Origin of the sequence: Pseudomonas sp. KSR10 (assembly GCF_022355455.1) — a bacterium.
Taxonomy (GTDB): Bacteria; Pseudomonadota; Gammaproteobacteria; order Pseudomonadales; family Pseudomonadaceae; genus Stutzerimonas; species Stutzerimonas stutzeri_E.
Genome location: NZ_JAKOEN010000019.1, coordinates 1,264,485 through 1,284,194 on the forward strand (window position 1 = coordinate 1,264,485; position 19,710 = coordinate 1,284,194).

Annotated in this window: 17 protein-coding genes; 10 read left to right on the forward strand and 7 right to left on the reverse strand. The window is 64.1% G+C overall.

The features are described 5' to 3' along the window. Nucleotides 1-646: 646 nt before the first annotated feature. From MCB86_RS14650 to MCB86_RS14660, 3 genes are read left to right on the forward strand one after another with little or no spacing between them, the layout of a single operon-like run. Entirely contained in the window at nucleotides 647-1,975 is a 1,329-nt protein-coding gene (locus tag MCB86_RS14650) for a flippase (RefSeq protein WP_045164203.1), read from the forward strand. Next, nucleotides 1,972-3,027 carry a nitroreductase family protein gene (locus tag MCB86_RS14655; protein WP_239611330.1) on the forward strand — a complete coding sequence of 352 codons (1,056 nt, stop codon included), beginning with the start codon at nucleotides 1,972-1,974 and terminating at the stop codon, nucleotides 3,025-3,027. The genes MCB86_RS14650 and MCB86_RS14655 overlap by 4 nt, the downstream gene beginning before the upstream one ends. Before the next feature lie 8 nt (nucleotides 3,028-3,035). Next, on the forward strand, nucleotides 3,036-4,220 hold the full coding sequence (locus MCB86_RS14660; protein ID WP_239611331.1) for a polysaccharide pyruvyl transferase family protein: 1,185 nt from the start codon (nucleotides 3,036-3,038) through the stop codon (nucleotides 4,218-4,220). A gap of 59 nt (nucleotides 4,221-4,279) precedes the next feature. Here MCB86_RS14660 and MCB86_RS14665 read toward each other — a convergent pair whose 3' ends face one another. The 6 genes from MCB86_RS14665 to coxB are packed head-to-tail and all read right to left on the reverse strand — an operon-like array spanning nucleotide 4,280 to nucleotide 10,690. After that, on the reverse strand, nucleotides 4,280-4,885 hold the full coding sequence (locus MCB86_RS14665; protein ID WP_239611332.1) for a DedA family protein: 606 nt from the start codon (nucleotides 4,883-4,885) through the stop codon (nucleotides 4,280-4,282). A gap of 2 nt (nucleotides 4,886-4,887) precedes the next feature. After that, entirely contained in the window at nucleotides 4,888-6,132 is a 1,245-nt protein-coding gene (locus MCB86_RS14670) for a c-type cytochrome (RefSeq protein ID WP_239611333.1), read from the reverse strand. Beyond that, on the reverse strand, nucleotides 6,113-6,742 hold the full coding sequence (locus MCB86_RS14675; protein ID WP_239611334.1) for a cytochrome c oxidase assembly protein: 630 nt from the start codon (nucleotides 6,740-6,742) through the stop codon (nucleotides 6,113-6,115). The genes MCB86_RS14670 and MCB86_RS14675 overlap by 20 nt, the downstream gene beginning before the upstream one ends. Further along, nucleotides 6,739-7,152, reverse strand: coding sequence for a hypothetical protein (locus tag MCB86_RS14680; RefSeq protein ID WP_239611335.1), 414 nt, complete (start codon nucleotides 7,150-7,152; stop codon nucleotides 6,739-6,741). Before MCB86_RS14680 ends, MCB86_RS14675 begins: the two co-directional genes overlap by 4 nt. Beyond that, entirely contained in the window at nucleotides 7,149-9,677 is a 2,529-nt protein-coding gene (gene ctaD, locus MCB86_RS14685; protein ID WP_239611336.1) for a cytochrome c oxidase subunit I, read from the reverse strand. Before ctaD ends, MCB86_RS14680 begins: the two co-directional genes overlap by 4 nt. Next, nucleotides 9,674-10,690 carry a cytochrome c oxidase subunit II gene (gene coxB / locus MCB86_RS14690; protein ID WP_239611337.1) on the reverse strand — a complete coding sequence of 339 codons (1,017 nt, stop codon included), beginning with the start codon at nucleotides 10,688-10,690 and terminating at the stop codon, nucleotides 9,674-9,676. Before coxB ends, ctaD begins: the two co-directional genes overlap by 4 nt. Nucleotides 10,691-10,851: 161 nt before the next feature. On the opposite strand from coxB, the gene MCB86_RS14695 reads away from it, so the two are divergent. Continuing rightward, nucleotides 10,852-11,529, forward strand: coding sequence for a DUF2238 domain-containing protein (locus MCB86_RS14695; RefSeq protein ID WP_239611338.1), 678 nt, complete (start codon nucleotides 10,852-10,854; stop codon nucleotides 11,527-11,529). Nucleotides 11,530-11,536: 7 nt separating this feature from the next. On the opposite strand, the gene MCB86_RS14700 is transcribed toward MCB86_RS14695, so the two are convergent. Next, the gene (locus tag MCB86_RS14700) at nucleotides 11,537-11,944 is read right to left on the reverse strand and encodes a VanZ family protein (protein WP_045164211.1); all 408 of its coding nucleotides are present in this window, start codon (nucleotides 11,942-11,944) and stop codon (nucleotides 11,537-11,539) included. Nucleotides 11,945-12,350: 406 nt separating this feature from the next. Between MCB86_RS14700 and MCB86_RS14705 the strand changes: the two genes are divergently transcribed. The 6 genes from MCB86_RS14705 to rbbA all read left to right on the forward strand — a co-directional run bounded on the left by MCB86_RS14705 (nucleotide 12,351) and on the right by rbbA (nucleotide 19,710). Further along, entirely contained in the window at nucleotides 12,351-13,439 is a 1,089-nt protein-coding gene (locus tag MCB86_RS14705) for an ABC transporter permease (protein WP_239611600.1), read from the forward strand. Further along, nucleotides 13,439-14,224 (forward strand): ATP-binding cassette domain-containing protein, encoded by a 786-nt coding sequence (locus tag MCB86_RS14710; RefSeq protein WP_239611339.1) that lies wholly within the window; start codon nucleotides 13,439-13,441, stop codon nucleotides 14,222-14,224. Before MCB86_RS14705 ends, MCB86_RS14710 begins: the two co-directional genes overlap by 1 nt. Continuing rightward, on the forward strand, nucleotides 14,225-15,163 hold the full coding sequence (locus tag MCB86_RS14715) for an MlaD family protein (protein ID WP_239611340.1): 939 nt from the start codon (nucleotides 14,225-14,227) through the stop codon (nucleotides 15,161-15,163). It begins immediately after the preceding gene. Beyond that, on the forward strand, nucleotides 15,160-15,783 hold the full coding sequence (locus MCB86_RS14720) for an ABC-type transport auxiliary lipoprotein family protein (protein WP_045164215.1): 624 nt from the start codon (nucleotides 15,160-15,162) through the stop codon (nucleotides 15,781-15,783). The genes MCB86_RS14715 and MCB86_RS14720 overlap by 4 nt, the downstream gene beginning before the upstream one ends. A 112-nt stretch (nucleotides 15,784-15,895) precedes the next feature. Next, nucleotides 15,896-16,972: an HlyD family efflux transporter periplasmic adaptor subunit gene (locus tag MCB86_RS14725; RefSeq protein ID WP_239611341.1), complete on the forward strand. Its 1,077-nt coding sequence runs from the start codon at nucleotides 15,896-15,898 to the stop codon at nucleotides 16,970-16,972. Next, nucleotides 16,969-19,710 carry a ribosome-associated ATPase/putative transporter RbbA gene (rbbA, locus tag MCB86_RS14730; protein WP_239611342.1) on the forward strand — a complete coding sequence of 914 codons (2,742 nt, stop codon included), beginning with the start codon at nucleotides 16,969-16,971 and terminating at the stop codon, nucleotides 19,708-19,710. The genes MCB86_RS14725 and rbbA overlap by 4 nt, the downstream gene beginning before the upstream one ends.

The following is a 19,710-nucleotide window of genomic DNA, read 5'->3' on the forward strand; positions in this document are numbered from 1 at the left end:
GATGCGCTTGCACTGCGTACCCTCTAGCCACGCCAGTTACGACTTCTGACGCTATAAACAAAAAGCCCCACCTCCAGAGAGGTGGGGCTTTTTTAGGGCTGTGTCCTGTCCTTTCGGCCGCTCCTTGCGGCAATTCCTTACGCCGAACCTGGCGCTTGCGAGATCCTTCGCGGCAGCTCACCCCAACCCAAACGTTGCAGGCTGGGCACCGCGCTAGGCGCTTCATGACGCGTCGAAACGGGTCACGGAGCGGCCAGCAACGGCAGCAGGGTTAAGAGATGCAGTGATGGCAAAAGTTCCACTTTTGAAATGAAAAGGCCATCAGATTAAGCGGATCGCTGCCGAACGCCGTAGCCGTGGCGCCCGTGCCATCCGATGCAGCTGGTCGGAGCGGAAATTGCGGGCGCGGTATTCGCAGGGTTGAACGATCGCGTATCGCTCGTACCGCCCCCCAACGTGCAGTCGGGTATCGAGCCATCGCTGGCCTTTCGCCAGGGCCTGCGCGCAATCAACCGTTACGTCTGCGCGTTTGCTTGGTGCCGGAACATGAGGGGCAAAACGCGGTCTGCTGTGCGTCGCCACTCCAGCGCAACTGAAAGGCAATGCCTGCCACCACGGAGCCCGCCTTGAGGAGCCAGGCCACTTGATGACAGCGATCAGAAGCATCTTCGACAAACTCAAACTCTATTTTTTCAACGCCTCGTGGATGATGGCGGAGCGGCTGCTGAACATCGGCGTGGGCTTTGTCATGGCGATCGTGCTGGCCCGCTATCTGGGGCCTGAGCAGTTCGGCATCCTCGCGTACGCGATTTCGATGACGGCCATCTTCGCCTCGGCCGGCCATATGGGCCTGGCGGGCCTGGTGGTGCGTGAGGTGGTGAAGCAGCCGGCGGCGGTTCCGGAAACCCTGGGCACCACCTTCATGCTTAAGCTGAGCGGCATGACCCTCGGCTTTCTGCTGATCCTGATCTATGCCTCGCTTTTCGAGAAGGTAGGCGGCACCGAGTTCTGGATGCTGCTGATCGTCGCCTCGGCAATCTTCTTCCAGACCTTCGATGTGGTCGAATACTGGTTCCAGTCGCAGGTCCAGGCCAAATACCCGGCCATTGCGAAGTCCAGCGCGATCCTGCTCTCGGCCGGGCTGAAGCTGCTGATGGTGGTCAGCGGTGCCGGCGTGGTGGCCTTCGCCTTTGCCCATACGGCGCAGTTCGTCATGGCGGCGCTGATCCTCGCGCTGCTCTACAAGGGCACCACGCGCGTCTCACTGATGAGCTGGAAAGCCAGCTTCGCACGGGCGCGCGAGCTACTCAGCCAGGGCTGGATCATCTATCTCGGCTCGATCTTCGCGGTGGTCTATATGAAGATCGACCAGGTGATGCTCAAGTGGATGGTCGGCGCCGAGGAAGTGGGCGTCTATGCCGTGGCCGCACAGCTGTCGGAGGCCTGGTACTTCTTGCCAACGGCCATCGTCGCGTCCTTCTTCCCCAAGCTGATCAAACTGCACGAGGCCGACCCGGCCCGCTTCAACCAGCGCTTCCAGCAGCTGTTCGATCTGCTGTTCATCCTGGCCATCGCCGTTGCGCTGCTGGTGTCACTCGTCGCCGGGCCACTGATTTCCCTGCTGTTCGGCGCCGAGTACCAGAACTCTGCCTCGATCCTCACCATCCATATCTGGGCAGGCGTATTCATCTTCATGCGCGCGGCGTTCAGCCGCTGGATCCTGATCGAGGGGGCGCTGATGTTTTCCCTGATCACCCAAGGCCTCGGCGCGCTGGCCAATGTTGGCCTGAACGCGCTGCTGATCCCGCACTACGGCGGTGAAGGCGCCGCTATGGCAACCCTCATTTCTTATGCCGTCGCTTCGTACGCTGCGCTGCTGGTGCACAGCAAAACGCGCCCGGTCTTTCTCATGATGACCAAGTCGATGGTCAGTCCCATTCGCTATGCATTCAAAGCCGTAGGAGCCGCCCGATGAGCCTCATGTCCATCGCCAGAGCCTTGCCTGATCCCGTCAAGAACGCGATCAAGGCGACCCGGAGCACCACCGGCCTGGCTCTGGTCCGGCTGTTTTCCAGCACCGGCTTTCTCGCCTCGCTGTATTACTGCTTCGTCAGCCGTGAGTTCGACCGCGAGCACCGTGCGGTGCTGCTCGGACGTCTGAATTTCGCCCGGCGAATGCAGAGCAAGGGCGAGAACGACGCCTTTCTGCGGCGCAATGTTCACCGCCTGGAAAAAGGCTTGATCATGCGCCCGCGCCGCGCCACCTTCGCGGAGGATTACATCGGCCCCACCGTGCGCTGCTTTGCCGACGCGGCCCAGGCAGGCATCGCCAACGGCCAGCAACGCTGGGCCAACGATGTGCTCACCGACTACTTCTCAGCGGTCGGCAATACGCCGCGCATCGACTCGGCCAGGCAGGCGTTCGCCGGTACGCAGCGCGACGACGACAACCGCTGCGTGCCCTACCCGCACAGCCAGCTGCCGGACTGCCCGGTCAGCTACGACGAGCTGATGGTGCTGTTCCGCCGTCGCCGCTCGGTGCGCTGGTATCAGGACAAGCCCGTCAGCAGCGAACTGCTGGAGCAGGCGGTCCGCGCCGCCGCACTGGCGCCTTCGGCCTGCAACCGTCAGCCGTTCCGCTTCTATATCAGCAACGGCAAGGAAAAGGCCGCCGAGGTCGCCAAGTGCGCCGGCGGTACGGCGGGCTTCCACGACAACCTGCCGTGCGTGATCGCCGTGGTCGGCGATCTGGGCTGCTATCCCGAGGCGCGCGACCGCCACGTGGTCTATATCGACGGTTCGCTGGCAGCGATGCAGCTGATGCTGGCCCTGGAGAGCCTGGGCCTGTCCAGCTGCTCGATCAACTGGCCGGACGTCGAAGAACGCGAGCGCCAACTGGCGAAGATATTGGGCCTGGCCTACCACGAGCGCACCGTGATGCTGCTCGCCGTGGGCTATGCCGATCCAACGGGAGGGATTCCTTATTCGGACAAGAAGACCGAGACAGACTTGATCGTATACAACTGAGGTAAGCGATGATTATCGAGATCAGAAAGGCAGGCTTCGTCAATAAAGGCGCTGAGCTGATGTTGCATGCAGCGCTGCAGAAGCTGAAGGCCCGGTATCCAGACGCTACCTTCGTCATGGCACCCACTCCGAAGAAAGCCGAGCAGCCGTTCCGCAAACTGGTCCAGCTGGGTTTTTATCCCAAGGCATGGCTGTGGCGCTATGGCATCCAATGGGGAACGCTGGCCAATTTCGCGCCGCGCCAGCTTCGTGAGATGTATGGCGTAGTGCTGGATAAAGAGGTCGATGTGGTCATCGACGCGGCCGGCTTCGCCTACAGCGATCAATGGGGCGAGAGCCCCTGCGCCGAACTCGCCCAGTCGGCCAAGCGCTGGAAGAAAAACGGCACCCGCGTGATCCTCATGCCCCAGGCGCTGGGCCCGTTCGAGTCCGAGAAGAACCAGGCTGCGATGAAGACGGTGGTCGAGAATGTAGACCTGATCTTCCCGCGCGAGCGCGTGTCGTACGAGCACCTGACCGGCCTGGTCGGCGAGCAGAGCAAGATCAAGCAGTCGCCGGACTTCACCAACCTGATCAAAGGCGTGTTGCCGGTGAATTTCGATACCGAGCAGAACCGTTTCTGCATCGTGCCCAACTGCCGGATGCTCGACAAAACCGACCAACAGACCCGCGATGCCTACCTGCCGTTTCTGATCAGCTGCACACGCTACCTGCTGGAGAAGGGCGCCAAGCCCTTCGTCCTGGTGCATGAAGGCAAGGATGATCAGCGGCTCGCCGACGAGTTGTCGGCGGCCGTCGGCGGCATCCCGATCGTCAAGGAAAGCGGCGCGCTAGAGATCAAGGGCATCCTCGGCGCCTGCAGCGGCACCCTGGGCAGTCGTTTCCATGGGCTGGTCAGTGCGCTGTCCCAGGGCGTGCCGGCGCTGGCCACGGGTTGGAGCCACAAGTACCAGATGCTGTTCGAGGACTACGGATTTCCCGAAGGGCTGGTGCAGGTCACCACCGACGAGGCTGAAATCAAACGCAAGATCGATCTGGTGACGGACGATGCCGAGCGGATCAAGGGCTTGATCCAGAGCCGTACCGATCAGCTCAAGCAGCAGTCCGAGCAGATGTGGCAGCAGGTCTTCGCTGTGATCGATCAATGCGAGCGCATCCGCCACGATCGCCACGCGGCGGTGGGCGCGGCCTGAAGCTTGATGGCACCGGCCTGGTGAGGCACTGAAAGGCAGCGTGGGCTTCGGCCCACCTGTCAGCCATGCCGGGCAAATCGCTGGCGGACCAGCCGGTACAGATAGTAAACGACGAACAGAAGCACCACGCCGGTGGAGATCGGGTCGAGGTATTGCGCGACCTTCTCGTATTGCGATTCGAGCGCAAAACCCGCCAGCGCCAGCAGGGCCGTCCAGATCAGCGAACCCAGGCTCGAATAGAGCAGAAACAGGGGCATCGGCATACGGACGATACCGGCCGGCACCGAGATCAGCGTGCGCACCGCAGGCATAAGGCGGCCAAAAAACACCGCCGCTTTGCCATGCCGATCGAACCAGGCACTCGCCTTGTCGACATCTTCCGGCGACAGCGTCAACCAATGCCCCCAGCGTTTGGCCAGGCGCCTCATGCTCGCCTGGCCAAGCCTGGCGCCGGCGTAGTACCAGGGCAGCGCACCCACCACCGAACCGGCCGTGCCGACAGCGATCACACCGATGAAGTTGAGCTCGCCACGGGCCGCGACAAAGCCGGCCAGCGGCATGATCAGCTCCGAGGGGATCGGTGGGAATATGTTTTCCAGCAACATCAGCGCGAACACGCCGAGATAGCCAAACGCCGATACCACCTCGACGATTTTGTCGAACATCGTTACCTCTGCTGTGGCTGGGATGGGTTGGGCGCCTCTTCCGTCAGGGAAGGTGACGCGTCTGGCGGCAACGAAGCGTAATAATCCGCCACCGCTTGCATCTGCTCCGGCGTGAGGCGCTGCGCGGCGCTATGCATGACGTTGGCGTATTCACTGCCGCCACGCTGGCCGGCGGTGAACAATTCCAGTTGCTGCTTCAGGTAACCGCTGTACTGGCCTGCAATGCCGGGGTACATCGGATTACGCGGCGAGCGCTTCGGGCCGTGACAATGCACGCAGGACGGAACACCCCGTTCCGGCACGCCGCGTTCGGCCAGGGTACGACCGCGCTCCAGCGCTTCAGCGGAGGCTTGGGGTTCATCCGCTCGGGCAGGCACCGGCAACCTGGCGTAATGCCTGGCCAGCGCCTTCAGAACGGAGGGTTCGAGCCCCGCAGCCACCGATTGCATGATGCCGCTGTGGCGTTGGCCTCGAGCATAGGCCCGCAACGCGCCATGCAAATAGGCCTGGCTCTGCCCGGTCAGGCGTGGCACCAGCCCGCCCCGCCCGTTACCGTCGACGCCGTGGCAACGACTGCAGTCGGCCAGCACCGGCGCCAGCGCATCATCCCGCGGTCTGGCACTTTCGGCAGCCCTCGATCCGCGGCTGTCCTCGGTGCGATCCCCCAGCGCAAGCTCGCGATAGCGCTGCTCGGACATGCCCGGCAGCGCTTGCAGGAAGGCCACCATTGCCCAGACTTCATCGTCGCGCTGCGGCGCCGGCCAGGCGGGCATGGCGGTGAACTTGACTCCATGCTTGACGATAAGGAACAGCTCCTGGGGCTCCCAATGCGCTATGCGCGGCGGCAGGAATGGTGGTTCGGGGGTCATCTGCCGAACGATCAGCGAGCGCTTGCGTCCCGGTGCGCCATGACAGGCGAGGCAACCGGTTTGATAATGCCCGGCGCCCTTGAGCACCAAGGCCGGATCGTCGAGCGGGGGCACCTCGATGCCCATCGATTGGGTACTGACCGCGCGGCGCATCACGTAGTGCAGCATCCAGCCGGTCGCCTTCCAATGCCCGGAGCTGGCGCTGATCGGCACCAGTCCCAGCGACGCCAGCAGCACGGCAGTCACACCGGCGAGCCCCGTCAGCAGCGCGACGCCCGCCGCCGCGCGCCGCCAGGAGCCACCCGTCAGCCAGCACAACCCGCGACGCAACGGCATCGCCGCCCGGCGGAACAACGACCTAACTGAGCGAAACGACATCGCGCTTGTCCTGTAACAGACCACCGAGCAGACACAGCCCGCCGATCAGGTAACTGGTGCCGCCGAACACCAGCATGATCACGCCGCCCAGCTGTTGGTCCTCCAGCGGATTCAGACCCGACAGTGCCGAGCCGGTGTGGTCGAACAGCGGTCGGCTGGACATCGCCAGCAGCACGCCGAGCAACGTCATGTGCATAGAGGTCAGCAGCAGACCGGCGATGCCGGCCAGGACACGGCGATGCCTGACCCCACCGAATGCGGCGAGCCACACCAACAACCCGACGAACAGGTAGCTGCCCTGCTCCAGCAGTTGCGCGGCCGTGGCGGTTCGCGCCGCGTGGTGCATCGCCGGCATATGCCAGGCCCACACCACGAACAGCTCGATCACCGAGGCCAGAATCGGTGAGAAAACGAACGGGATCCGGCTGGACAGATCCAGCCGGCCGCCAGCCAGCCCGATCGCCAGCAATGGTGCTGCCACGGCCACCACCATCACGTGCATCAACATATGCCCGACGAACAACTGATCGGCCATGGCCGGCAGCGGACCGAGCCAGACCACCGCCAGCGTGACCAGGCCCAACATCAGCGACAGGTGACGCCAGATCATTCGCAGCTCCCGATGAAGACCACGCTTAGCGCGACGAACACCGTTGCGACGAAGCTCAGGCCGCTCAGCAGAAGCGTCGAGAAGCCCAGGAAGCGATGTCGATCGGCCGGGGTATCGAAATCATGCGGCGCCGTCGCCGTGCCGAAGGTATGTCCGCGCCAGCCACGCCAGCCGACCAATGCGATGCCCACCAGGGCGACCAGCGTCAGCACGCCAATGGCGGTGCGCAGATCACCCAACGGGCCGGCGCGCCCCGCCAGCTTGGCGCACCAGAACGCCGCCGCCACGTAGCACAGCAGAAAGTGCACCGCCCAGATCGCCGGCCCGAGGGTCAGCAGCCACAGGGAGTCTCGCAGCTGCGGCGCGGGTTCGGGCTGGGCCTCGAATGTGCGTTCAGGTTGTTCGTTCATGCGAGCTCCGGGAATCCGGCGATGACCGCGACGGTCACACCCAGGGTAATGGCCATGAAATGCCAATAGAGCGCGACGTTGTGGATATCGATGTCGTAAGCGGCAGTCATGCGGCCTGCGGCGCGACGCGCCAGACAATACAGCTGCATGACCAGCCCGACCGCCAGGTGCAGCAGGCACCAGAGCACCAACACCCAGACCGTCGCGGGGTAGACATCGCGGGTCGGGTCGAGCCCGCTGAAATGAGGCCCGGCCCAGAGTGACCAGGCGCCCACCAGGGTGAGCAGCGCCGCCAGCCCCAGTGCGAGATAGAAGCCCGCCGCCTGGTCCCGAGCGTTGCAGCGCCGGGCCAGCAGCGTCAGCGCCCAGGCGCAGAGAATCAGCCCCAACGCGATCATCGGCCAGAACACACCGGGACCGGCAGCGTTGGCCGGTGGAAAGTCCTCATGCACGGTCCAGAAGAAGAAGTACCCGAACACCAGGCTGGCGAAGGCACTCATGTCGCCGATCATGGTGATGAAGGTGGCCCACCAGCCCACCGATTTGGCGCCTGAGGCATACAGCGGCAGCGACACCTCCAGACCGATGTCCTTGCGCGGCTTCTCCGGGATCATCGCGGTGCCGGTCCACAGCCATATCAGGATGGTGACCAGCGCCAGGCCACCGCTGACCAACGCCGCGACATACCAGCTGTAAGTGGCGAAGATGAACAGCCCCCCGGTGAAGATCGCCGCCCACATGCTGAGGAAGGTCGGGCCCGGCACGCGCAAGCACTGGATTGGCTCGGCATCGATGATGCTGCTGATCAGCGTCTCGCGCTTGCCTTCTTCGGCATCCGGCAGATAGAAGCGCCCGGCGTCGACGTCGCGCATCAGGTTGGGTTGGTCCCACAGCGGATAGCGGCTCTTGATGATCGGGATCGAGCGCGAGCCCCAGGGCCTGCCGGGCATCTCCGCCAGCCATTCGAGGGTACCGGCATTCCACGGATTGCGTGCACTGTAGGGTTGCTTGCCCTTGGGCCGCATGACGTCCCAGACCAACACCGCGACGCCGGCGGCGAGGATGAAGGCGCCCACCGTGGACACCATGTTGAGCACATCGAAGCCCATGTCCGGCGCATAGGTATAGACGCGCCGCGGCATGCCCAGCAGGCCAGTGAAGTGCATCGGCAGAAAGGCGATGTTGAAGCCGACGAACATCAGCCAGAAGGCGATCCGCCCGAGGCGATCCGATAGCGTCTTGCTCATCGCCAACGGGAAGAAGTAGTAGAGCCCGGCGATCACCGGGAACAGCATGCCGCCGATCAGCACGTAATGCAGGTGGGCGACGATGAAGTAGGTGTCGTGGGCCTGGAAGTCGAACGGCGCCAGCGCCACCATCACCCCGGTCAGCCCACCCAGCACGAAAATTGCCAGCGCGCCGGCGACGAACAGCATCGGTACCGACTTGACGAAGCGCCCGGCCAGCGCCGTCGCCAGAAAGCAGAAGATCTGCACCCCCGTGGGAATCGCCACCGCCTCGGACGCCGCCGAGAAGAACGCCAGTGAGATGCCCGGCATGCCGGTGGTGAACATGTGATGCACCCACAGCCCAAAGCTGATGAAGCCGGTACCCACCGCGGCCAACACGATGAAGGTATAGCCGACGATCGGCCGCCCCGCGGCGGTGGGCACGATGGTCGCCACCAGCGCCACGGCGGGCAGGAAGATGATGTAGACCTCGGGATGGCCGAAGATCCAGAACAGGTGCTGCCACAAGAGCGGATCACCGCCGCGGCTGGCATCGAAGAACGGCCAGTCGAAAGCGCGCTCCAGCTCGAACAGCAGGTCGCCCGCGATCAGCGGTGGAAATGCAAACAGGATCATCCCGGCGACCACCAGGATGTACCAGGAGTACAGCGGGATCAGGTTGATGCGCATGCCCGGCGGCCGCGTTTTCAGTACGCCGACGATCAGCTCCACCGCCGCCGCGATCGACGACACTTCGATGAACGACAGCCCGAGCAGCCAGATGTCCGCACCGAGGCCGTCCTGGTAGGTAGTGGTCAGCGGCGGGTACATGAACCAGCCGCCCTGGGGCGCAACACCGAAGAAGATCGAGCCGCAGACGAATACGCCGCCGATGATGAAGCACCAGAAGCCGTAGGCTGACAGCCTCGGAAACGGCAGATCCCGCGCCCCGAGCATCTGCGGCAGGATGAGAATCGAGAAAGCCTCGAAGATCGGCACGCCAAACAAAAACATCATCACCGAGCCGTGCAGGGTGAACACCTGGTTATAGGTTTCGGCCGACAGCAGATCGTTGTCCGGCACCGCCAGCTGCGCACGGATCAGCATCGCCAGCACGCCGGCGAAGAGAAAGAACAGGAACGACACGCCGGTGTACCAGAGCCCGACCTCGGTGTTGTTCACCGCCGACCAGTAGCGCCAACCGGTGGGGGTCTTCCAGGCCGCGGCGAGGCGTTCGGCCTGCGCTTCGGCGCGGGCTTGCTCCTGCGGGTCGCGGTATTCGATCGGCTCGCTCATTCCAGCCCCTTCAGGTAGTGCGCCATGGCCGTCAGCTGGTCATTGGGCAACATGCCGAACGTGGGCATCCTGACGTCGGGCTTGATCTGCCCGGTATGGCCGATCCAGCGCTGGAAAGCTTCGATATCGGCGGGCAAGGTACCGGCGGCGAGGCTCAGGCGACTGCCGACATGGGTCAGGTCGGGGCCGACCGTGCCGTCCGCCTCGGTGCCGCGCACCCGATGGCAGGCGCCGCAGCCATTGCTGAGAAAGGCCCGCTGGCCCTGGCGCTGCAGCGCCGATTGCGGCTCCGGCGCCGGCTTCGCCTGCCCGGCGAGCCAGGCATCGAAAGCCGCCGGCTCCATCACTACTACTGGAAAGGCCATCAGCGCGTGGGACGTGCCGCAGAACTCGGCGCAGACGCCGCGAAAGGTGCCGGTACGGGTTGGCTCCAGCACCAGTTGATTGCTGCGGCCGGGGATCATGTCCACCTTACCGCCCAGCGAGGGAATCCAGAACGAGTGGATGACGTCCGGGCTGGTCAGGTTGAAGGCCACCCGCTGGCCCACCGGCAAGCGGATCTCGTTGGCCAACTCCACTGCTTCTCCCGTATCCGTGTGGTAGCGCACCCGCCACCACCATTGCTCCCCGGATACATTCACCCGCAGAGCGATGTCGGCGGTCGAGCGTAGTGGCTGCATCAGCATCAGTCCGTAAACCAGAAGCGCGGTGAGCACGACGATGGGAAAGAGGATGCCGCCGCCGAAGATCAGCCAGCGCGCGCTGCGAATGCCGTGCGCCTCGGGGTGCGCCTGGGTGGAATAGACGGCGATGCCCATCACCCCGACCCAGATCAGCACTGCACCGCTGCACATCCACCAGAACAGCACGGCGATGCTTTCGGCACCGGTTCCGGCGGGGTCGAGCGCCGATTGCCGACCGTCGCAGGCGGCCAGCAATGCCATCTGCACCAAGCAGAAGCAGCGCCGCCACTGTCGCGCTCGCAGAAGGTTTTCGCACAGCTGAAGCCACATGGTCCTGCTCGTCCAAGGTCCCGTTCGTGTGACCCACAAGCGCGCCAAAAAGTTGGATAGCGGCGCGCTCCCGCTGGCATCGAGTCGTCAGAAGGGCTAACGGATTCTCTCGTCGTTGCGCTGGTCCAAACGGATGGGTACATGACGTTCGAGGAGAGAACATGGATGCCGACCGCAGTCACCGACGCTATCTGCTGACGCTGTTGCTGTTGTTCCTGGCGATATGGGGCGCGCTGGCCATCGCGCCCGTGGATCGTCATGACTGGCTGCTGGAAAACCAGCTAGTGCTCGTGCTGGCCGTCGCCCTGCTACTGGGTCATCGGCATTACCTGCCCTCGCCTTTGGCAGCGACACTGATCGTCATTTATCTGTGCATCCATCAGCTGGGCGCACACTACACCTATGCCAAGGTGCCCTACGACGACTGGTGGCAAGCGCTGACGGGAGACAGCCTGAACCAGGCATTTGACTGGGAGCGCAACCAGTTCGACCGGCTGGCCCACCTCAGCTACGGCTTGCTGTTGGCCTACCCGATCCGCGAAGTGCTGATCCGTCTGGGCCTGCGCCCCGGTCTCTGGAGCCTGCTGCTGCCGGTGGATATCGTGCTCTCGACCTCGGCGATCTACGAATTGATCGAATGGTTCGGTGCAGAGACACTCAGCGCAGCGGAGGGCCGAACCTTTCTCGCCACCCAGCAGGATCGCTGGGACCCGCAGAAAGACATGGCCCTGGCCACGGCCGGTGCGATCGTCGCCATGGTTCTGACCGCAGTGCTGGCTGGCACAGCCCGACAGACATTGCGCGGCGGCTCGGCCGACCAATCGGCCGCGCGATCATGAAGCCGGCTCAGGGGCGTTCGGGATGGCCGAGACGCTCTGCCGGATCAGGCACCTCGGGTTCGGTGGTCACGCCGATCCGCCGCAGGTACCACTGATACGCCAGGTACGAGCAGCCCCAGCCAAGCAGGACCCCGAGCGTATTGGCCAGCATGTCGCCGAGCGACGCCTCGCGATTGGGCAAGAGGCCCTGAGCGACCTCGATCAGAGCGGAAACGCCCACGCTGGCGGCGACCGACCAAATGGCGCTCCATTGCGAAAACGCCAGGCGCAGCGAAAACATCAGGGCGGCGAAACCGAGCATGTGATGCAGCTTGTCCTGCTGATCGAACACTTGCGGAATGGGTTCCGGGCGGAGTCCGCTGAAGACGATGACCGCCAGAACCGCGAGAAACGGCAGGAAACGCAAGCAATTCATAGGCAACCGGTAGCCTCGCTGGAATCGTGGAAATAGACGAAAAGATTGGCAGGCCCCGAATACCGGGCGTAATGCTGACGCCAGCAAAGGCGGCGTAAGATAGCAGCCCTTCGACGCGATGCGTACCGAGCATGGCCGTCGGCGTGCACGCTATGGAGGCCTAAACCCATCGATAGTTCGCGCTCTCCTGTAACAAATTGCGCCCTTTCGACCAAGTGCCGCCATACGGGCAACCGGCTAAACGGAACCGCGCGAGTAGGGTCCGAACCATAAGCGTCTGGCGAAAATACCTCGGCGACCAGGCGCGTGCCTTTCATCGCCACTTGCATGACGGGATAGCATTTTGACGCACCCCACTTCGCCGCCCGGCAACCTACAGCGGCGCCCGAACAGCGATACCCAGGCCATCATTCTGGCGGTCGAGGGCGACTGGACGCTGCCGCACTACGCCATCCTCCGGCGTCAGGTGGAACGGGCTCGCCGTCAGGTGACCGATGCCGATCAGGTCGATCTGCATGGGCTCGGCGAACTGGATACCGCCGGCGCCGGGCTGCTGGCGGAGCTGCTCGGCCCGGCGCGGGTGGCCCGCCTGAGCGATTGGGCGCCGGAACTGCCCGCGGAACGTCAGGCGCTGCTGAAAACCGTCGCCGCCGCGCTGGATAAGCCGCAAGCACAACAGAAGCCTGAAACCAACGGGTTTGCCGATGTTCTGACTCACGTGGGCCGCAGCGTTTCCAGTGTCTGGAACCAGCAACGCACCCTGCTCGGCTTTATCGGCCTGACCCTGCAGACATTGTTCAGCGTCAGCCTCAGCCCGCGCCGATGGCGGATCACCTCGCTGGTGGCGCATATCGAGCAGACCGGGCTAGATGCGATACCCATCGTTGCACTGCTGACCTTTCTGGTCGGCGCCGTGGTGGCCTTTCTCGGCGCCACGGTGCTGGCCGATTTCGGCGCGACCATCTACACGGTCAACCTGGTGGCGTTTTCCTTCCTGCGCGAATTCGGCGTACTGCTGGCCGCGATCCTGCTCGCCGGGCGCACCGCCAGCGCCTTCGCTGCGCAGATCGGAGCAATGAAATCCAACGAGGAAATCGACGCCATTCGCACCCTGGGCCTCAGCCCGATCGAGCTTCTGGTACTGCCGCGCATGCTGGCGATGCTGATCACCCTGCCGATCCTGACCTTTATCGGCATGCTCAGCGGCATCGTCGGCGGGCTGACCGTCTGTGCCCTGGCGCTGGATATCTCGCCGGCGATGTTCTTCACCATCTTGCAGCGCGACATCCCGCTCAACCACTTCCTGGTCGGCCTCGGCAAGGCGCCGGTATTCGCTTTTCTGATCGCCGTGATTGGGTGCCTGGAAGGTTTCAAAGCCAGCGGCAGCGCGCAGTCGGTAGGCGAGCACACCACCTCCAGCGTGGTGCAGTCGATCTTCATGGTGATCCTGATCGATGCGATCGCCGCGCTGTTTTTCATGGAGATGGGCTGGTGATGGCTGGCGAGCCTGTGATCCAGGTGCGAGGCCTGGTCAACCGCTTCGGCAGCCAGGCGGTGCACGTCAATCTCGACCTGGATATCCGCCGCGGCGAGATTCTCGGCGTGGTCGGCGGCTCCGGCACCGGCAAGTCGGTATTGCTGCGCAGCATCGTCGGCTTGCGCCAGCCCAACGCCGGCAGCATCAAGGTGTTCGGCGAGAACCTGCTGAAGTTGTCCGGCCAACGCCGCTCGGAGATCGAACGACGCTTTGGCGTACTGTTCCAGCGTGGCGCCTTGTTCACCTCACTCAACCTGCAGGAAAACGTCGCCCTGCCGCTGATCGAGCACATCGGCCTTAAAAGGGCCGACGCCGAACACCTGGCGCGGCAGAAGCTGGCGCTGGCCGGCCTGCCGCCGGATGCCGCCTGCAAGTACCCCGACGAGTTGTCCGGCGGCATGGTCAAGCGCGCGGCGCTGGCCCGGGCGCTGGCGCTGGATCCGGAGGTGCTGTTTCTCGACGAGCCGACCGCCGGCCTCGACCCGATCGGCGCGGCCGCCTTCGATCAGTTGATCCTGACCCTGCGTGATGCGCTGGGCTTCAGCGTGTTCCTGGTCACACACGACCTGGATACGCTCTACACCATCTGCGACCGCGTCGCCGTGCTGGCACAGAAGCGCGTGCTGGTGGTCGATACCCTCGAAACCGTGGCCGCCACCGAGGACGCCTGGATTCGCGAATATTTTCACGGCCCGCGTGGTCGCGCCGCGCACGACGCTGCGCCAAAGCTGGAGATGCCCTGAATGGAAACCCGAGCCCATCACGTCCTGATCGGACTGTTCACCGTGATTGCGGTTGGCGGCGCGCTGCTGTTCGCGCTGTGGCTGGGCAAATCGAGCATCGATCGTGAATACAGCTACTACGACATCGGCTTCAGCCAGACGGTCAGCGGACTGTCGAGCGGCAGCTCGGTGGAATACAGCGGCATCAAGGTCGGCGATGTCGTCCAGCTGTGGCTGGAGCCGGATGACCCGCGCAAGGTCCGCGCGCGCATCCGCGTCTATGGCGGCACGCCGATCAAGACCGACACCCAGGCGCGCCTGGCTTTGGCCAACATCACCGGCAGCATGGTTATCCAGCTGCATGGCGGCACCCCGCAGAGTCCACGCTTGGCAGGCGATCCCGACGACCCGCCGTTGATCGTCGCCGACCCCTCGCCGCTCAGCGCGCTGTTGGAAAACGGCGAGGACCTGCTGAGCAACATCAATAACCTCTTGCTCAGTGCCAATCAGGTTTTCTCCGAGGAGAACACCACGCGCTTGAGCCGCACCCTGGAACACCTGGAGCAGGCCACTAGCGTGCTGTCCGAACAGCGCGGCGACCTGGCGCAGACGCTAGAGCAGTTCAATCAGCTGAGCCAGGAGGCCAACACTGTGATGGGCGAGCTGTCGAGCCTGGCGCGCAACGCTAACGGCCTGCTCGACGATCAGGGTCGCAGCGTGCTCGCCAGCGCGGCACACTCGATGAAAGCCCTGGATCGCGCCACTGCGCGCCTGGATACGCTGCTCGAGGACAACCAGGGCGCGCTGAACAACGGCATGCAGGGCTTCAACGAACTGGGACCGGCGATCAATGAGTTGCGCACTACCCTCGCCGCCTTGCGCCGGGTGACCCAGCGTCTGGAAGACAACCCCAGGGGGTTCCTGCTCGGCCGAGATAAATTACAGGAGTTCAATCCATGAGCCTTCGCTACCGTTCCGTGGTCCTCGTCATCCTGTTCGGACTGATCACGGCGCTCACGGCCTGTTCGGTTCTGCCGGAATCCGAGACCCTGCGGATCTTCCTGCTGCCGAGCTCACCGACGCCGCAGCAAGCCAGCGAGCCGACCGTCCAGCAGGCGCTGCGTATCAACACGCCGCAGGCCAGCAGGATTCTCTCCGGGCAGCGCATCGCCGTCGTGCCGCAGGGCAACCAGATCAGCGCTTACGGCGGCGCACGCTGGGCCGACGCTGCGCCAGTGTTGCTGCGTGACCGCCTGATCGAAGCCTTCCAGCGCGACGGACGCATGCCTTCGGTAAGCAACGAAGACGTCAATCTCTACGCCGACCTCAGCCTGCACAGCGATCTGCGCGCCTTTCAGACCGTCTACATCGATGGCAAGCCGGACGTGGTGATCACCCTCGACGCGCGGCTGGTCAATCGCAACGACCAACGCACCCTGGCCAACCGTCGCTTTGAAGTTCGCCAGCCGAGCGCCGATCCCCGCGTGGAAAGCGTGGTCGAGGCCTTCGGCCAGGCCAGTGACCGGCTCAGTGCCGACATTCTCGAATGGACGCTGAGCCATGCCCGACAACTGCCCTGAGCAACTGCCGGACGGTAGGCGCTAATCGCCTCGGAATTGATCCAGATACACACAAGTAGCGTATTAGAGCGCCTAAGATGACTCCGGACGTTTAATTGCCGGAGCAGAGTTCATGAGTCAGCCACGCACCCGAGCCGCACTCAAGGTTCTCGCAGCCGCCGCCGTGATTGCCGTCATCGGGGCGCTGCTGTGGAGCGAATTGCGCCCCAGCGGTCTCGGCGAAGGGTTCGCCAGCGGTAACGGTCGCATCGAAGCGACCGAGATTGATATCGCCACCAAGAATCCGGGACGAGCGCTTGAAATCCTCGTGGACGAGGGTGATTTCGTCCAGCCGGGCCAGGTACTGGCACGTATGGATACCGATGTGCTTCAGGCACAACTGAACCAAGCGCGTGCGCAGGTCCGTCAAGGCGAGAATGCGATCCTTACCGCAGAGGCCATGGTCGCCCAGCGGGAAAGCGAGCGTGCCACCGCCGAAGCCGTGGTGACCCAGCGCCGAGCTGAACTGACCGCGGCCCAGAAGCGCCACCAACGGACCGAAACCCTGGTGGCGCGCAACGCCATGGCGCGCCAGCAACTCGACGATGACCTCGCCGCCATGCAAAGCGCCCAGGCGGCGCTCGCGGCCGCGCGCGCTCAAGTGATCTCCGCCGACGCCGGCATTGCCGCAGCGAAATCCCAGGTGATCGAGGCGCGTTCGGCTGTCGAGGCGGCACAAGCCGGCGTTGAGCGCTTGCAAGCGGACATTCGTGACAGCGAACTGAAGAGCGACCGGGTGGCTCGTGTGCAATACCGAGTGGCGCAGCCCGGCGAAGTCCTCGGCGCGGGGGGCAAGCTGCTCAATCTGGTCGATCTGGCCGACGTCTACATGACCTTCTTTCTGCCCGAACGTCAGGCCGGACGCGTGGCGAGCGGCGCCGAGGTGCGGTTGGTGATCGACGCCGCCCCGCAGTACGTAATTCCGGCCAAAGTCAGCTATGTGGCCAGCGTGGCGCAATTCACACCGAAGACCGTGGAAACCGAAAGCGAGCGCGAAAAGCTAATGTTTCGGGTCAAGGCGCGCATCGATCCCGAACTGCTCAAGCGCCACATGGAGCAGGTCAAGACCGGCCTGCCGGGCATGGCCTATCTGAAGCTCGACGCTGACAGCGAGTGGCCCGCCCATCTGCAGATCAATGTGACGCCATGAGCGAGCCGCTCGATCCGGTGGTGCAGGTTGCCGGGGTCAGCCTGCAATACGGCAAGACGCGTGCGCTGGACGAGCTGACGCTAACCTTGCCCGCGCGATGCATGGTCGGCCTGATCGGCCCCGATGGAGTGGGCAAGTCCAGCCTGCTGGCGTTGATCTCCGGGGCGCGCAAGCTGCAGCAGGGCACGCTACGCGTACTCGGCGGCGACATCGCGGAAGCCGGCCACCGGCGCAGGGTCTGCCCGCGCATCGCCTACATGCCCCAAGGGCTGGGCAAGAACCTCTATCCAACGCTCACTGTTTTCGAAAACCTCGAATTCTTCGGCCGCCTGTTCGGCCAGGCGGCCGAGGAGCGCCGCTGGCGCATTGCCGAACTGACCCGCAGCACGGGTCTCGCGTCCTTTCTCGAGCGGCCGGCGGGCAAACTGTCCGGCGGCATGAAACAGAAACTCGGCCTCTGTTGCGCGCTGATCCATGACCCCGACCTGCTGATTCTCGACGAGCCCACTACCGGCGTCGATCCGCTGTCACGTGCGCAGTTCTGGGAGCTGATCGAGCGCATCCGCAGAGAGCGGCCGCAGATGAGCGTGCTGGTGGCCACTGCATACATGGATGAGGCACAGCGCTTCGACCATCTGGTGGCGATGGATGCCGGCCAGGTGCTCGCCACCGGCACGCCCGCCGAGCTGCTTGAGCGCACCGGCAGCGACTCGTTGGAGCAGGCCTTCATCCGCCTGCTACCGGAAGCCAAACGCAGCCAGCACCGCGAGCTGGTCATCCCGCCGCAGCCGCCCAGCGACAGTGTTGCGATCGAGGCTCATGGGCTGACCATGCGCTTCGGCGATTTCGTCGCGGTGGATCAGGTCAATTTCCGCATCACCCGCGGCGAGATCTTCGGCTTTCTCGGCTCCAACGGCTGCGGCAAGACCACCACCATGAAAATGCTCACCGGCCTGCTGCCGGCCAGCGAGGGGGAAGCGCTGCTGTTCGGCAAGCCGGTGGACCCGCACGACATGCAGACCCGCCAGCGGGTCGGCTATATGTCCCAGGCTTTCTCGCTATACAGCGAGCTGACCGTAAGGCAGAACCTCGACCTGCACGCCCGGCTCTTCCACCTACCGGCCGAACGGCGTGGTCCACGCGTGCAGGAGATGCTCACGCGCTTCGATCTCAGCGACGACGCCGACAGCCTGCCCAGTCGCTTGCCATTGGGCGTGCGCCAGCGCCTGTCGTTGGCGGTGGCCGTGATCCACAACCCGGAAATTCTGATTCTCGACGAGCCCACATCCGGCGTCGATCCGGTGGCCCGCGACGGTTTCTGGGAACTGCTGGTGCAACTGTCACGAGAAGACGGCGTCACGATTTTCATCTCGACCCACTTTATGAACGAGGCGCTACGCTGCGACCGAATCTCCTTGATGCACGCCGGTCGGGTGTTGGACAGCGACACGCCGCAAGCCTTGATGGCCAAGCGCGGGCTGCCGACCCTTGAAGCGACTTTCATCGCCTATCTGAAGGAAGCCGCCGCGGCGCACGCCGTCGAACAGCCAGCAGCCGCCTCAACCGCTACGCACGATTCGATCGAAGCGACAAGCAACAGTGGCCGCCAGCCCCGCTTCAGCCTGCGTCGGCTGCTCAGCTATACCCGCCGCGAGGCGATGGAACTGCGCCGCGACCCCATCCGCGCAACGCTGGCGATGCTCGGCAGCGTGCTGCTGATGTTCATCATGGGCTACGGCGTCAGTTTCGACGTGGAAAACCTGGCCTATGCCGTGCTCGACGGTGACCGGACCACCACCAGCCAGCATTACCTGCAGAACATCGCCGGCTCGCGCTACTTCTTGGAAAAGCCGGCGCTGGCCAGCCATGCCGAACTGGACGCACGCCTGCGCAGCGGCGACATCAGCCTGGCGGTGGAAATCCCGCCCGATTTCGGCCGCGACCTCAAACGCGGGGCCGTGCCTCAGGTCGCGTTCTGGATCGATGGCGCCATGCCGATGCGGGCCGACACCATCAAAGGCTACGTGCAGGGCATCCATCTGACCTACCTGCAGCAACTGGCCCGCGAAGCCGGCGTTGACGGGCAACTGGCACCGGCGGACGTCGCCATCCGCTATCGCTACAACCCCGACGTGCAGAGCCTGCCGGCCATGGCGCCAGCGATGATTCCGCTGCTCTTGATGATGATTCCGGCGATGCTCACCGCCCTCGGTGTCGTGCGAGAGAAGGAGTTGGGCTCGATCACCAACTTCTACGTCACCCCGACCACCCGCCTGGAGTTCCTACTCGGCAAGCAGCTGCCCTACATCGCCCTGGGCATGTTCAACTTCGCCACCCTGGCACTGCTGGCGGTGTTCGTCTTCGGCATCCCGATCAAGGGCAGCATTCTGACCCTCTGCCTCGGCGCCCTGCTCTATGTCGCCTGCGCCACCGGGCTGGGCCTGTTGATGTCGTCGATCCTCAACAGCCAGATCGCCGCCATTTTCGGCACCACCATCGTCACCTTGCTGCCGGCGATCCAGTTTTCCGGGCTGATCCACCCGACCTCGGCGATGGAAGGGTTTGGCGCCTTTATCGGCAAACTCTATCCCACCAGCCATTTTCTGATCATCAGCCGCGGGGTGTTTTCCAAGGCGCTGGGCCTGGCCGACCTGTACCCCTATTTCATCCCGATGCTCCTGGCGATTCCGCTACTGACTCTGCTCAGCGTCGCAGGCCTGCGCAAGCAGGAGAAATAA